The 13,295-nt window shown below is 61.0% G+C and carries 12 protein-coding genes; 7 read left to right on the top strand and 5 right to left on the bottom strand.

Going from position 1 to position 13,295, the window contains the following annotated elements:
- Positions 1 to 4: 4 nt before the first annotated feature.
- The 3 genes from HB676_RS23545 to HB676_RS23535 all read right to left on the bottom strand — a co-directional run bounded on the left by HB676_RS23545 (position 5) and on the right by HB676_RS23535 (position 3,212).
- Positions 5 to 1,015 carry an NrtA/SsuA/CpmA family ABC transporter substrate-binding protein gene (locus HB676_RS23545; protein ID WP_213740819.1) on the bottom strand — a complete coding sequence of 337 codons (1,011 nt, stop codon included), beginning with the start codon at positions 1,013 to 1,015 and terminating at the stop codon, positions 5 to 7.
- A 32-nt stretch (positions 1,016 to 1,047) separates the two neighbouring features.
- Positions 1,048 to 1,845 (bottom strand): ABC transporter permease subunit, encoded by a 798-nt coding sequence (locus HB676_RS23540; RefSeq protein WP_213740818.1) that lies wholly within the window; start codon positions 1,843 to 1,845, stop codon positions 1,048 to 1,050.
- Positions 1,846 to 2,255: 410 nt separating this feature from the next.
- Positions 2,256 to 3,212 carry a GlxA family transcriptional regulator gene (locus HB676_RS23535; RefSeq protein ID WP_213740817.1) on the bottom strand — a complete coding sequence of 319 codons (957 nt, stop codon included), beginning with the start codon at positions 3,210 to 3,212 and terminating at the stop codon, positions 2,256 to 2,258.
- Positions 3,213 to 3,347: 135 nt separating this feature from the next.
- On the opposite strand from HB676_RS23535, the gene HB676_RS23530 reads away from it, so the two are divergent.
- The 4 genes from HB676_RS23530 (at position 3,348) to HB676_RS23515 (ending at position 8,541) form a co-directional block, all read left to right on the top strand.
- Positions 3,348 to 4,163: an SDR family oxidoreductase gene (locus tag HB676_RS23530; protein WP_213740816.1), complete on the top strand. Its 816-nt coding sequence runs from the start codon at positions 3,348 to 3,350 to the stop codon at positions 4,161 to 4,163.
- Between the two features lie 174 nt (positions 4,164 to 4,337).
- Complete coding sequence (locus HB676_RS23525) at positions 4,338 to 4,733, top strand: tautomerase (protein WP_213740815.1); 396 nt, start codon at positions 4,338 to 4,340, stop codon at positions 4,731 to 4,733.
- A 966-nt stretch (positions 4,734 to 5,699) separates the two neighbouring features.
- Positions 5,700 to 6,938 (top strand): HlyD family secretion protein, encoded by a 1,239-nt coding sequence (locus tag HB676_RS23520; RefSeq protein WP_213740814.1) that lies wholly within the window; start codon positions 5,700 to 5,702, stop codon positions 6,936 to 6,938.
- A gap of 13 nt (positions 6,939 to 6,951) precedes the next feature.
- Positions 6,952 to 8,541, top strand: a complete 1,590-nt coding sequence (locus HB676_RS23515) for a DHA2 family efflux MFS transporter permease subunit (RefSeq protein ID WP_213740813.1) — start codon at positions 6,952 to 6,954, stop codon at positions 8,539 to 8,541.
- A 9-nt stretch (positions 8,542 to 8,550) separates the two neighbouring features.
- On the opposite strand, the gene HB676_RS23510 is transcribed toward HB676_RS23515, so the two are convergent.
- The gene (locus HB676_RS23510) at positions 8,551 to 9,525 is read right to left on the bottom strand and encodes a tripartite tricarboxylate transporter substrate binding protein (protein WP_213740810.1); all 975 of its coding nucleotides are present in this window, start codon (positions 9,523 to 9,525) and stop codon (positions 8,551 to 8,553) included.
- Between the two features lie 240 nt (positions 9,526 to 9,765).
- Here HB676_RS23510 and HB676_RS23505 point away from each other — a divergent pair, with 240 nt between their 5' ends.
- The 3 genes from HB676_RS23505 (at position 9,766) to HB676_RS23495 (ending at position 12,291) form a co-directional block, all read left to right on the top strand.
- Positions 9,766 to 9,960 (top strand): hypothetical protein, encoded by a 195-nt coding sequence (locus HB676_RS23505; protein ID WP_213740808.1) that lies wholly within the window; start codon positions 9,766 to 9,768, stop codon positions 9,958 to 9,960.
- Positions 9,961 to 10,057: 97 nt separating this feature from the next.
- On the top strand, positions 10,058 to 10,222 hold the full coding sequence (locus tag HB676_RS23500; protein WP_213740890.1) for a Flp family type IVb pilin: 165 nt from the start codon (positions 10,058 to 10,060) through the stop codon (positions 10,220 to 10,222).
- A 239-nt stretch (positions 10,223 to 10,461) separates the two neighbouring features.
- A complete protein-coding gene (locus HB676_RS23495) occupies positions 10,462 to 12,291 on the top strand; it encodes a long-chain-acyl-CoA synthetase (RefSeq protein WP_213740806.1) in 1,830 nt (609 codons plus the stop codon).
- Between the two features lie 44 nt (positions 12,292 to 12,335).
- On the opposite strand, the gene HB676_RS23490 is transcribed toward HB676_RS23495, so the two are convergent.
- Positions 12,336 to 13,211 (bottom strand): acyl-CoA acyltransferase, encoded by an 876-nt coding sequence (locus HB676_RS23490; protein WP_213740797.1) that lies wholly within the window; start codon positions 13,209 to 13,211, stop codon positions 12,336 to 12,338.
- Positions 13,212 to 13,295: the final 84 nt, after the last annotated feature.

Genomic DNA, 13,295 nt, shown 5'->3' with positions numbered 1-13,295 from the left:
CCTCTTACTTGACCTTGGTGACGTCAAATACGTTGTTGGTGACGTCCACCAGATTTTCCTGGAAGCCATAGGCATATGTCTGCCGGGCGATCTGCTGAACGCGCGCCAGACCGGCATCGTCGATCGGAATGATGCGTGGCTTGAGCTTCCAGCCTGCGATGGTGTCGATGATCTTGGCCGGCGCGCCCTGCTTCTTGTAAGCGGCGGAATCGAGCGACGGATCGGCGTCGATCTTCGCCGCTTCGGCAACCAGACCGTCATACAGGGCTTTCAGGGCTTTCGGGTTTTTGGTGGCAAAGTCGCGGGTGACGAAATGAACCCAGCTATTGAGCGATTTGATCTGCTTGCCGTCCACCAGCAGTTTCGCGCCGGGAACATTGATGGCAGCCGCGAGATACTGGTCCCAGGTGGCGATCGCATCGACATTTCCACTCGCAAAGGCGGCGACGCCGTCTTCGGGATTGTTGATGTTGATGGTCGTGATGCCCTCGCGCGACAGGCCGTTCTCCTCGAGCGTACGCGCGACGATATAATCGCCGGTGCCGCCCTTGAAGTTGACGGCAATTTTCTTGCCCTGGAGATCCCTGACGGAATTGATCCCCGAATTGCCGCGCACGACGATGCCTTCGCCGAGATGATCGGCCTCGATGGCGAATAGCAGGATGTCGCTTTTGGCTTTCGCCTCGTTGATCAGGCTGGCGAAGCCGCTGGAAGTGATGTCGATCTTGCCGGCCTTGGCGGCCTCGGCGGCGGCCGGATAGCTCGCGAACGGGCCGGCCCAGACCGGCTTGGCGCCGGCTTTGGCCAGCACCTCGCGGAGCGGGCCGTCGCTGCCGTCGAGTCCTTGAATGGTCAGCGTATTGGCCGCGGGAAGCTGTCCGATCCGAACATCGGTGGCCGGTTTCGCGTCATCCGCCCATGTTGCAGACGGGAGCGTGGCCATCGACGAGGCAAGCGTCAATGCCGCTACAAGTCGTCGAAGCATTGCGGTGCGTGGGTGTGTTTGATCGGTCATCGTAGAATTCCCTCAGGTAAGAGATGTGTCAATCATTGCGCCACATAGGCGCTCCGCCATCGCAACAGGCGGAGTTCGAGCACGCGGACGAGCATGTCGGTCAACAGGCCGAGCAGCGCGTAGAGCGAGATGCACAGCAAAACCACGTCGGTCTGTGCATACTGGCGGGCCGAAGACAGCAGCGCGCCGATGCCGTTCTTCGCGTTGACGGATTCGGCGACGATGAGAACGGCAAGGCCGAGTCCCAGGGCGTAGCGCAGCCCTCCGAGAACCGACGGCAGCGCGCCATGCAACAGCACGCGCCAGGATATCTCGATCGACGACAGCTTGTAGACGCGCGCGACTTCGACGAGCCGGCGATCGACATTGCGGATACCGCTGAACGTACTGAGATAGAGCGGGACGAACACGGCCCAGGAGACCAGAAGAATCTTCGGCTCTTCACCGATCCCGAACCACAGGATGAAAAGCGGGACGAGCGCGGTGAACGGGATGGCGCGGGCCATCTGGATGGGCTTGTCGACAATGAACTCGCCGAGCCGTGAGAAGCCGCTGGCGACGCCGATCACGATTGCAAGGACGCCACCGGCCAGAGAGCCGACCAAGGCGCGCAGGACGCTGGCAACGACGGCGTCGGTGAGCGTGCCATCCTGGGCGGAAGTCCAGGCGGCGCGCAGAACGGCATCCGGACCGGGCAGGATCTGTTCCTGGAGCAGGCCCAGCGACGACGCGATCTGCCAGACGGCGATGACGGCAAACGTACTCAACCAGGGCAGCACCGGCGCGATCACAATCGATGGCAGGGGCTTTGCAACAGCGGCTTTCGACACAAGCGGATTCCAGCCAGCCGGCGCATGCCGACGAGACAAAGATATTCAGATATGGAGGGTCTCTTGCTGCAATGTTGCGCACAAGACATGCGCCGTTCCATCTCACTAGCGCACCATGGCGATGGGATGAGATCAAGGGACGCAGATTGCAAAATGCAGCCGGTTCGGCGAAGCGGCTTCTCTCGACGCGGTTCTCAGGAAACGAAAACGGTCGTAGCGCAATCACTGCGGGCGGCCGGTTCGAGCCGCACGCTGGTACGGCGTCGTCTGAATTTCAAGCGCCCCGGCGTCACGCGGTTTCTACGCTCGAAGCAACGTCGAGCGCGCCACGCCCGTCTATCGCTGCGGCGACGTGCGGCACGGTGATGGGTTTGGCAAGTGCTCAAACCATCCTGCGGTTCGAGTCACCCCTAACTCGCCTGCGCTGACGCTTCCATTCGGGCGTTTCGCCTGATCGTCTGCGGCGGCTGACCGAACACGCGCAAGAATGCCTGGCGCATGCGCCTGCGGTCCGCAAAGCCGGTTTCCTGGGCCACCTCGTCGATCGAATGGCGCGTCTGTTCCATCATCAGCCGCGCCGCCTCGAGGCGAAGATTTTCAACGGCCTTGGCGGGGGATTGTCCGGTCTCGGCCCGGAAGGCGCGGCTGAATTGTCTGGGGCTTAAATGCGCCGCGTCCGCCAATTGCTCCACGGACAGATCGGTGTGAAGATTTCGTTTGGCAAACGCCAGCGCGGTTTGAATGCGATCCGATTTGGGCTCAAGCTCAAGCAACGCCGAATGCTGGGACTGGCCGCCAGCGCGGCGATGATAGATCACAAGCTTTTGCGCGATCGAGCGGGTGACCTCGGCGCCGAGGTCCTTCTCGACCATGGCCAGCGCCAGGTCGATACCGGCGGTCATGCCCGCGGACGTCCACACATTCCCGTCGATGATAAAGATGCGATCTTCTTCCATTTTTACGTTTGGAAACCGCGTCTGAAGTTCGCGTGCATGCCACCAATGGGTGGTCGCGCGCTTGCCGTCGAGAATGCCTGCTTCCGCCAGAATGAAAGCGCCGGTGCAGATCGATGCGACCCGGCGCGAGCGCTTCAGCGCTTTGCGCATGAAGGCAAGCAACGCCGCCGGCGGATTTTCCAGAATCGACGTCCCGCCGCCAACGATTACGGTGTCGTAGGTGGCGTTGCCGAACGGCTTGGAGTCGACCACCATGCCCGTCGATGAGCGCACCAGCCCGCCTTTTTCCGAGAGGAAATGCATCTCGTAAAGCGGTTTCTCCTTCAGGAAATTGGCGTATTCGAACACCGAAAGCGCCGCAAAACTCATGGATTGAAAACCGTCAAAAACCACGAACCCGATGCGCTGCATGTTGCTTTCCTTTCGGATAAGGCGATGTCCTGAAAAAGTAATATATACGACATTTCGGCCATGCGCCACCCCGGCTACATTTCCAGCCATCAGCCGCGCCCAACGGCCCGGCACAACACAGTGGAAGGAAAGCAAATGGCTAACACGCAAAACAAGGGCACCGCCCTCATCACAGGTTCATCGTCGGGCATTGGCGCTGTCTATGCCGACAGGCTCGCCCGCCGCGGCTACGACCTCATCCTTGTGGCCCGCAATCAGGAACGCCTCAACGCGCTGGCCAAAAAACTGACGAGCGCGACCGGCCGCAGCATCGAGGTCGTTCCAGCCGATCTGAACGCGAGGGCCGACCTCGCCAGGGTCGAAAAAATCCTGCGCGAAGACGCCAGCATCACCATGCTCGTCAACAACGCCGGCATCGGCGCGATCAAGCCGTTGCTCGATACCGATGTGAACAAGATGGACGAGCTGATATCCGTCAATATCGCGGCGTTGACCCGCCTGACCTACGCGGCGGCGCCGGCTTTCGTGTCACGCGGCGCCGGGACGATCGTCAATATCTCCTCGGTCGTCGGCATCGCGCCTGAAATGCTGAACGGCGTCTATGGGGCCAGCAAGGCTTTCGTGACGGCGCTCAGCCAATCCCTGCAGCACGAACTGGCGCCGAAGGGCCTGCGCATCCAGGCCGTTCTCCCCGCGGCGACGGCGACGGAATTCTGGGCACTGTCAGGCAAGCCGGTCAGCGAGCTTCCGCAGCACATCGTCATGACTCCGGAAAATGTGGTCGATGCCGCATTGGCCGGTTTGGACCAGGGCGAACTGGTCACGATCCCCGTGCTGCAGGACGGCAAGGTCTGGGACGACTACGAAGCTGCGCGTCGCGCGATGTCGTCGCTACTAGGCGGCACGACGCCGTCGAAGCGTTACGGGCTCGCGCAAACCTCCGCGGCGTGATCTTCGGCTAGCCCGTAGGATGGAAGCTTGTAGGATGGGTGGAGCGCAGCGATACCCATCACATCGGTGCCGCACCGGGCGCTAAGGTGATGGGTTTCGCAAGGGCTCAACCCATCCTACGGCTCGTCCTCACACCCAGTCCCTCCCGCATCGTCTCAATCATTGGAGCTTCGCATGCCCTATCTTCAGCTCGATGTGAACGGGCACTATCCCGCCGCCGACAAGCAGCTTCTCGCCGCAAAAATGAGCGAAACCTATGCCAGGCTGATGTCCGTCGATATCCGGCGGATCAGCGTCGCGATCCGTGAACTGGGCGACGGCGGCGTGTGGCGGATCGCCGAGGCCGGCGCCGATCCAGTGCCGGTATCCGTCCTGATGCTGGATATCCGGCGCGGCAGATCCGCGGAGCTGCGCATGGAAGTCGCGAAAGCGCTCTGCGCCCACTGCATCGAGAGTCTCGGTCTGCGCGAAGACCGGCTCAACGTCGAGTTCACCCAGCACAGCGGCGACGAGATGTATCACCCGGCACTGGGCGGTTATAGCCCGGAGTGGGGGCCGGGGGAGGTGTAGGATCGGTCGTAGGATGGGTTGAGCGCAGCGATACCCATCACATCCTCGCGTCATTGCGCTACAAAGGATGGGTATCGCAAGTTGCTCAACCCATCCTACGGTCTTTCTGATTTGCCCGAGCAGACAAATCAGCCGCAGCGATTGCTATGCAAATGCCGCCCGCAGGCCTGAAATTCGATTTCACGCAAAACTTAATTTGCTCAGCGAATTCAACTTGATTTGGGTCGTCCAGTCCTCTTCGCAAAAATAATTCGTTTCTCACGCCGATCAAAACATTTGTAGAACCCGCGCCATCCCGCGCTCACAAGAGGGGCGCTTCGCGGTCGTCACGGACGTCGGGTGCGGGATGCGGTGGACGCGACGGTGTCGGTACACGAAAGTGTGCGGGCGAACGGTACTGAAGCGGACGGCGAAGTCGTGTGGTCCTGACACCCCGACGCTGGTGTCAAGTTCTTGAGAAGCAAGCTTCTCAGGGGCGACGGTGGCAAAAGAGCCCGGTCACCGGGGAGAGCACGAAATAAGCCGTTAAAACCATTGCGCGGGGAAAGCCGGATGTTGCCGGTGAACTCGTGGTGACTAACGCGCGTGCTACCTATACTACACGCGCGGCTGCGGGTGCATCGGACACCCGGCTTTCCCTGCGCCCTCTGTTTGGAGGAGCGAGAATTTTCAGCAGAACTTCGGGCGCATTGCGCCGCGAGAACGCGAGGGTGTGTCTCGATCTCTCACGTCATTGCGAGCGTAGCGAAGCAATCCACTCTTTCTTTGCGCGGCGAAATGGATTGCTTCGCTGAGCCTGTCATCGGGCGCGCATTCGCGCGACCCGTTGGCTCGCAATGACGGGGGGGGACTGGGTCAGGCCCTGCACCCCAGATACGCCGTTCCAGCACGGAACCCTTGCTGCACTGCGCCGTTCATCTCCCTGGAGTTCCATTTTCTGCTTTGTTGAATGAATTGCGAGGCTTTATGAGTTCCGCTGATGCCCGCGACATCCGTGCTGTCGATCCGCGTTCCGAGGGCGACAACCGGCGCCATCCCGAAGAGCCGCCGGTTCGCGACAGAATCGACGTCAGCGCAAAGGGCGAGCAGCGCGACACCGGCCGCAAAAATCCGGACGAAAATCCGGACAAGAATCCCAAACAGGCCGACTCAGAACCGAAAGAGCACGGGCCGAGCGGATTTTCCGGCGCGATTAAAAAGCATCCCATCGCGATGATCGTGTGCCTCGGCTTGATCGTTGCCGGCGTGGTCGCCGGCACGCTCTGGTATTTCCATGCGCGCCACTTTGAAAGCACCGACGATGCCTTCATCGATGGCCGCCCCGTGCTGATCAGCCCGCAGGTCACCGGCAACATCGTGCAAGTCAATGTCACCGACAACCAGCCCGTGAAATCGGGCGATCTCCTGGCGAAAATCGATCCGCGCGACTATCAAGCCTCGGTCGATCAGGCCGCCGCGCAGATCCGGCAGTCCGAAGCGACGATGAAAAATATTGACGCGCAGATCGCCGTGCAGCGGTCGCAGATCGAACAAGCCAACAAGCAGGAGGTTGAAGCCCAGGCCGCGCTCAATTTCTCGCAGGACGAAAACAAGCGCTATCAGGATCTCGTCAATACCGGCGCCGGCACCGTGCAGCGCGCGCAGCAGGCCTCATCGGACTTGCTCAGCAAGCAGGCGGGGCTCGCCGCGGCCTCCGCGGCCAAGATCGCGGCGGAACGGCAGATCGACGTGTTGGAGGCTCAAAAGGGAGTAGCGGCGGCGCAACTCGATCAGAGCAAGGCGCAAAAGGATCAGGCCGATGCCAATCTCGGACGCACGGAATTGCGCGCGACGGTGGACGGGCGCGTCGCCAAGCTGACCGCGGCGGTCGGCGCGCTGGCCGCGCCGGCGCAAGCCATCATGGTGGTGGTGCCGTTCGACGTCTGGGTGACTGCCAATTTCAAGGAATCCCAACTGGCCGACATGCGCGTCGGGCAACCGGTCACCATCAGCATCGACGCCTTCGGGCAGTCGTTTCCCGGGCATGTCGACGGCGTTCAGGCCGGCAGCGGGACCGCGTTCAGTCTGTTGCCGGCTGAAAATGCGACCGGAAATTATGTGAAGGTGGTGCAGCGCGTTCCGGTCAAGATCACGTTCGATGCGCGTCCCGAGATCGAACTCGGTCCCGGCATGTCCGTGGTGCCTTCCGTCACCGTGCGGCCGTGAGCGGAACGTTCGGATGTCAGATGCAGCCGCCGCCAACCAATCCGAATATGGCGACGCCAATCCGTGGTTGATCGCGATCCTGGTTTCGGTTGCGACCTTCATGGAGGTGCTCGACACCACGATTGCGAACGTCGCGCTGCGTTATATTTCCGGCGGCCTTGCGGTCTCTAGCGACGAGGCGTCCTGGGTCATCACCACCTATCTCGTCGCCAATTCGATCGTGCTGTGCGCCAGCGGCTGGATCGCAAAGATGTTCGGCCGCAAGAACTTCTTTCTTGTCTGTATCGCCTTGTTCACCGTCAGCTCGCTGCTGTGTGGTTTCGCCTGGAATCTGCAGGCGTTGCTGGTTTTTCGCATCATGCAGGGATTGGCCGGCGGCGGCATGACTCCGGTCGCGCAATCCATTCTGGCCGCCGCCTTTCCGCCGGCGAAACGCAACCAGGGCTTCGCGCTTTACGGGATCGCGGTGGTCGTGGCGCCCGTGGTTGGGCCGACGCTCGGCGGATGGTTGAGCGATAACGTCTCCTGGCACTGGTGTTTTCTGATCAACGTGCCGGTCGGCCTGATCTCGCTGGTCCTGATCTACTTCATCATTCCGACTTCCGCGCAGCAGCAAAAGGAACGCGCGAAGCTGTGGGCCAAGGGTCCGAATTTCGACATTGTGGGATTCGTCCTGGTGGCGATGTTCCTCGGCGCGCTGGAAGTCGTGCTCGATCGCGGCCAGATCGACGACTGGTTCTCCTCCAGTTTCATCCTCACCTTCGCCGCGATCTCGGCGACGGCGTTTCTTTTGTTTATCCCGTGGGAGCTTAATCGCGAACAGCCGCTGATCGATTTGCGGATGCTGGCGGGCCGCCAGTTCGGGACTTGTTTCGTCATCATGCTCGCGACCGGCGCGTTGCTGATCGCCACGACGCAAGCGCTGCCGCAATTGCTGCAGGATCAGTACAATTATACGGCCACGCTCGCGGGGCTGGCGATCTCACCGGGTGGTGCGGTGACGATGGTCATGATGGTTGTCGTGGGGCGGCTGGGCTTCGTGCAGCCGCGCTATCTGATCAGCGTCGGCGCCGCCATTGCGGCCTTCGCGATGGTCGATTTGTTCCGAATGACAGCGGACGCCGATTTCTGGTTCTTTGCGTGGTCGCGTATCTATCTTGGCATCGGACTTCCCTTGATCTTCATTCCGATCACCACGGCGTCCTATGACGGCATCCCGCCTGATAAGACCGATCAGGCGTCCGCGCTGATCAATCTGGCGCGGAATTTCGGCGGCTCGATGGGAGTGTCGCTGGCGCAGACCGTGCTCGCCCGGCGCGAACAATTTCACCAGAGCCGCCTGGTTGAGCACGTCGGCTCCTGGAATCCGTTTTATGCCGATACGCTCAATCACGTTCAGGCCTACTTCAAATCGCACATGTCGACCGGCAATGCTGGCGGCACCAGCATGGCCTTTATCGGCCAGCTGGTCCAAACCCAGGCGATGATCCTGGCTTATATCGATGTGTTCGTCGCGCTTGCGGTGGTCGCGGTCGTGATGGTGCCGCTGGCCCTGTCTTTGCGGTCGGTCAAGCGAAGCGGCAAGCCGGTGGCCGCTCATTAATATGTCAACTCACTCCTTCTTCTGCCCCGACAATTCCACGACCTTGCGCCAACGCTCGGTCTCGGTGTCGAGCATGGCGCCGAACTGGGCGGCATTGCCTTGAATAGGAATGGCGCCGAGTTCGCCGAGCCGCTGTTTGATCGTGGGATCGGCAAGGGCGTCATTGATTTCCAGATTCAGCAGATCGACGATTTCCCGCGGCGTGCCGTGCGGGGCGCCGACGCCGTAAAACGAAGTAGTTTCATATCCCGGCAGCGTGTCGGCGATAGGCGGCACCTGCGGCATCGTCTCCGAGCGTTCCTTTGTCGTGACGCCGAGCGCGCGCAGTTTTCCCGATCGCACCAGCTCGAACGAGGAGGTGACGTTGTCGAACATGCCCTGGATCTGGCCGGCCATTACATCGGACAAGCCCGGCGCCGACCCGCGATAGGGGATGTGAATGAATTGAATGCCGGCCATCGCCTTGAACAGCTCGCCGGAAAGATGCAACGAAGTTCCGATGCCGGAGGAGGCGATGCTCATTTTGCCCGGATTGGCTTTGGCGTGGGCGATAAAGTCCGCGACATTGCGGACCGGGAGATCATTATTGACCACCAGCACCAGCGGAATGCGCGCGACACCCGCGACCGGCGCAATCCCCGCCGCGAAATCATAGGGCAGCGAGGGATCGAACGACGCATTGATGGCGTTGGCGGTGCTGGTCAGCAGCAGAGTGTAGCCGTCCGGCGGCGAATTGATCACGGCCTGGGTGCCGATATTGCTGCCTGCGCCCGGTTTGTTCTCGACAAAGAAGGCCTGGCCGAGCCGCTCCGACAGGCGTTGGCAGATCAGCCGCGACAGCACATCGGTGGCGCCGCCCGCGGTGTAGGGCACCACCCATCGCACCGGGCGGGACGGGTATGATTCCGCGCGCGCCCGGGCCGTCCAGCCTGCGCCGAGCAGCGCAAGGGCTGCCGACCGAAGCAAGGCCCGTCTGCCGATCATTATCTTGTCCGGGAAACTACGGTCAGCAGTCATACGGTAATCCGGTAAAGCGGTGTGGCCTGCCATCATCGCGGGAAAATTCCCGCGCGTCCATAAGGGTTTATGGCCGCGTGAAGCGGCGCATGGCCGGGCCGGTGCACTGGCGCGAAAACAGGCGGCGAACGCAACGCCCCGCATGCTTAAGAACCGTTAACCAATTTGTGCGGATACTTGCGTCAACGATTCCAGAAGGAGTTCGCGATGTCCAAATTTGCGATTGGTGAGAAGGTCGACAAAGCGGCCGACGATCATGAAGCCGGCGTCGTCATCGCCGTGTTTCCGACCGCGGATGGCAATTTTCGCTACGCGGTCGACATGGAGGGCTATGGCGCGCTCCAGTTCTTTGCCGAGGAAAAGCTGGTCGTTCACAAGATCAATGCCGGCCAGTTTAATTAATCGTTCATTACGCTAATTCGCCGGATTTTAATTTCTTGGCGCCAAAATTTCCATGCGCACCCCGAAGGATCGGGCGGTTGGATTACCAGGAGGTACAGTGAAAAATATTCTTGCAAAGTTTTGGGCCGACGATTCAGCGGCTACCGCGATTGAGTACGGCTTGATCGCCGCTGGCATCAGCCTCGCGATCATCGCTGCGGTCAACGGCCTTGGCACCACCCTCAATGCCAAATTCTCGACCATCAATAGCTCGTTGAAATAAACCGCAGCTTTGGCTCGAGGTTACTTCATAGGCATTGGCGGTTGAACTATCCTTTCGTTTTCCGTTCTCAGCGGAAACGTCTTTCTATGAGCCCGTCCGCAAATTTGCGGGCGGGTTTTTAGCCGTTGGCGGCAAAACCGCGACATCGTCTTAACTCTGCCGATTAACACCTGGTCAGGCCAACACGGCTATATAAGGTCTTGAGCCAACAAGCGGCCTGGGCCAGCAAATATTCAGCGATGAACGCAAGCGCTATTGAGCAACCGACAGAGGGCCCGCGGCTGCGGGGCAAGCCGTCTGCGGCCAAGAGCTGGCTGAAGGCGATCGAGCTGACCTCCCGCATCGAGGCCAATCCCCAACGGCTGTTTGCCGATATCGTCGAGGAGTGGGCTGCACGACAACCGGATCGTCCCGGTCTGCTGTCGGACGCCGAGACCTTCAGCTACCGGACTCTGGCCGAGCGGGTAAACCGCTATGCGCGCTGGGCGTTGTCGGTGGGCATCAAGGCCGGCGATAAGGTTTGCCTGTTCATGCCGGGCCGGCCGGATTACATCGCGGCCTGGCTCGGCATCACCAAAATCGGCGGCGTCGCGGCGCTCATCAACACCAAACTGGTGGGAACGTCGCTGTCGCATTGCATCAACGTCGCGGCGGCGGAGCACGTTATTCTTGCGCAGGAACTCACCGCCGTGTTCGAGACAGCGGCGCCGCTTTTGACGCGCGCGCCTAAAATCTGGCTCCATGGCGGCAATGGCGATGCTGGAAACGATGTGGCGTTTATCGATGCGGCTTTGGACCGGCTCGAAGGCGGCCCGCTGACATCAGCCGAGCGCGGCGCGGTCACCATCAATGACCGGGCATTGTTGATCTATACGTCCGGGACTACCGGCCTGCCGAAGGCCGCCAGCATCAGCCACCGGCGCATCCTCAATTGGGGCGGCTGGTTTGCCGGATTGACCGGCGCCGCGCCGGAAGACCGGCTGTTCGACTGCCTGCCGCTGTTTCACAGCGTCGGCGGCATCGTCGCGCCGTGCAGCATGCTGAGCGCGGGCGCCTCGGTGGTGCTGTCGGAGAAATTCTCCGCCGGCAATTTCTGGCACGATATCGTGCGTTGGGATTGCACGCTGTTCCAGTATATCGGCGAACTCTGCCGCTATCTTCTGAAAGCGCCGCCTTCCGAATTCGAAAGCCGGCACCGGCTTCGGCTGGCTTGCGGCAATGGCTTGCGCGGCGATATCTGGGAAGCCTTTCAGGCGCGTTTTGCGATTCCGCAGATCCTGGAATTCTACGCGGCGACCGAAGGCAATTTCTCGCTCTACAATGTCGAGGGCAAGCCGGGCGCGATCGGCCGCATTCCGCCCTTGCTGGCGCATCGTTTCCCGGCGTCCATCGTTCGTGTCGATCCGGAACTGGGCGTGCCAGTTCGCAATCCGGACGGTCTTTGCATCCCCTGCGCCCGCGGCGAAGTCGGCGAAGCCATCGGCCGGATCGGAACCGCCGACGGCGGAGGTGGTCGCTTCGAGGGCTATACCAATGCCGCCGAGACCGAAAAGAAAATTCTGCGCGATGTGCTGGTCAAGGGCGATGCCTGGTTTCGTACCGGCGACCTGATGATGCTCGACGACGCCGGCTTCTTCCACTTTGTCGATCGGGTTGGAGACACTTTCCGCTGGAAGGGCGAGAATGTCGCGACGTCCGAGGTAAATGAAGCTGTGGTGGATTGCCCTGGGGTCATCGACGCAACCACCTACGGCGTGGAAGTTCGCGGTGCTGACGGCCGTGCAGGCATGGCTGCGATCGTTGTCGACGACCGGTTCGATCTGCAGGAATTCAGCGATCATATCGCGCGCCGGCTGCCGGCCTACGCCTGCCCGGTCTTCGTGCGCATCTGCAAGACGCTCGATAACACCGAAACCTTCAAGCAGAAGAAGCAGGGATTGATCGGCGAGGGCTTCGATCCACAGCGCGTCAAAGACCAGATCTTTTTCAAGGACCCGGCATCCGGCGCCTATCGCCCGATCGACGCGGGAAGTCATGCGCGGATCGTGGAAAGCTTGATCAGGTTCTAGACTTCAAGGCTCTGGACTTGCGGCGGCAATCATGGCGCGTTTCCTCACATGCCGAAGATCGCGAGTTCCGTGTCGGCGAGATCGCCCAACCGAGGCTCGTGCGGGCCTTTATAGTATTTGCGGCGGGACAAGTCGCAGTAGATGCCGGGCAGGCCCGCCAAGGGTCCGGTCGCGTCCACGACGACAACCGGTTTGCCTCGCCAGAGCAGATAGCGGCCGATCGCGCCGGCACAGTCGATGTAATCGGCGATGCTGCGGCAATAGCCGAGCTGCAGGGCGGGCAGCGGAATGATGCCTCGGCGTTTTCGCAATGGGAAGAATATGAAGGGCAGTGTGGCTTGCGCGGTGCGGCACACCAGCGCGAGGCAGCCATATTCGGCATGGCGCTTGAGCATTTCAAGATCCTCGTCCGGCAGGCCTTCGACCGAAGCTGTCGCTGCCGTAACGGCTTCAATCGTCATGCCGCGTCCGCCGCGCGCCAGGACCGGGAGTGAAAAATAGAAGCCGCGGCAATACGCCTTGAAGCCCTGCGCTTCCAGGATCGGCCATGTCGCGACTGCAGGCGTGACGTTGAGATAGGTAACGTCCTTGCGCTTCTGCGTCATCGAGGCAAACAACGCCGCATAATTGCGGAACTCGGGATCGACATACCAGCTTGAAACGTTGCAACAGGTCGCGGTTTCACCGTCGATCGTTTTGCTCGAATAGATCGTCAACAGGCAGCCGACCGGCGCGCCGTTGTTCTCGATCAGATAGCCGTAACGTGGTTCGCCCGGAGGCAGCGGTCGCGTGCCTTGACGGCGCAGGCCGCGCATCCAGTAATCGCGGCTGCGATACTGGAAGCCCCGCGTCAGCAGGTCGCCGATCGCATCGAGATCGCCGGCCTGGATCTCGCGAAAACGGGGTTTGGCGGCGGGCATCGTGTTTACCACTGGGCGTAAAAGATCGCGGGGTGACCGTATTGTTTCACATTTTCGCTCTATCATGCGCTCGCACAATTTAAT

The sequence above is a fragment of the Bradyrhizobium sp. dw_411 genome (genome assembly GCF_018449695.1).
GTDB lineage: Bacteria > Pseudomonadota > Alphaproteobacteria > Rhizobiales > Xanthobacteraceae > Bradyrhizobium.
The sequence above is the reverse complement of the archived record's forward strand: the minus strand, read 5'-3'. Positions and strand labels throughout refer to the sequence as shown.

Excerpts from the sequence above, each read along its gene's own strand:
- HB676_RS23515 (WP_213740813.1), top strand. The coding sequence starts at position 6,952 with ATGTCAGATGCAGCCGCCGCCAACCAATCCGAATATGGCGACGCCAAT.
- HB676_RS23490 (WP_213740797.1), bottom strand. The coding sequence starts at position 13,211 with ATGCCCGCCGCCAAACCCCGTTTTCGCGAGATCCAGGCCGGCGATCTC.
- HB676_RS23530 (WP_213740816.1), top strand. The coding sequence starts at position 3,348 with ATGGCTAACACGCAAAACAAGGGCACCGCCCTCATCACAGGTTCATCG.
- HB676_RS23535 (WP_213740817.1), bottom strand. The coding sequence starts at position 3,212 with ATGCAGCGCATCGGGTTCGTGGTTTTTGACGGTTTTCAATCCATGAGT.
- HB676_RS23495 (WP_213740806.1), top strand. The coding sequence starts at position 10,462 with ATGAACGCAAGCGCTATTGAGCAACCGACAGAGGGCCCGCGGCTGCGG.
- HB676_RS23525 (WP_213740815.1), top strand. The coding sequence starts at position 4,338 with ATGCCCTATCTTCAGCTCGATGTGAACGGGCACTATCCCGCCGCCGAC.
- HB676_RS23520 (WP_213740814.1), top strand. The coding sequence starts at position 5,700 with ATGAGTTCCGCTGATGCCCGCGACATCCGTGCTGTCGATCCGCGTTCC.
- HB676_RS23545 (WP_213740819.1), bottom strand. The coding sequence starts at position 1,015 with ATGACCGATCAAACACACCCACGCACCGCAATGCTTCGACGACTTGTA.
- HB676_RS23510 (WP_213740810.1), bottom strand. The coding sequence starts at position 9,525 with ATGATCGGCAGACGGGCCTTGCTTCGGTCGGCAGCCCTTGCGCTGCTC.
- HB676_RS23505 (WP_213740808.1), top strand. The coding sequence starts at position 9,766 with ATGTCCAAATTTGCGATTGGTGAGAAGGTCGACAAAGCGGCCGACGAT.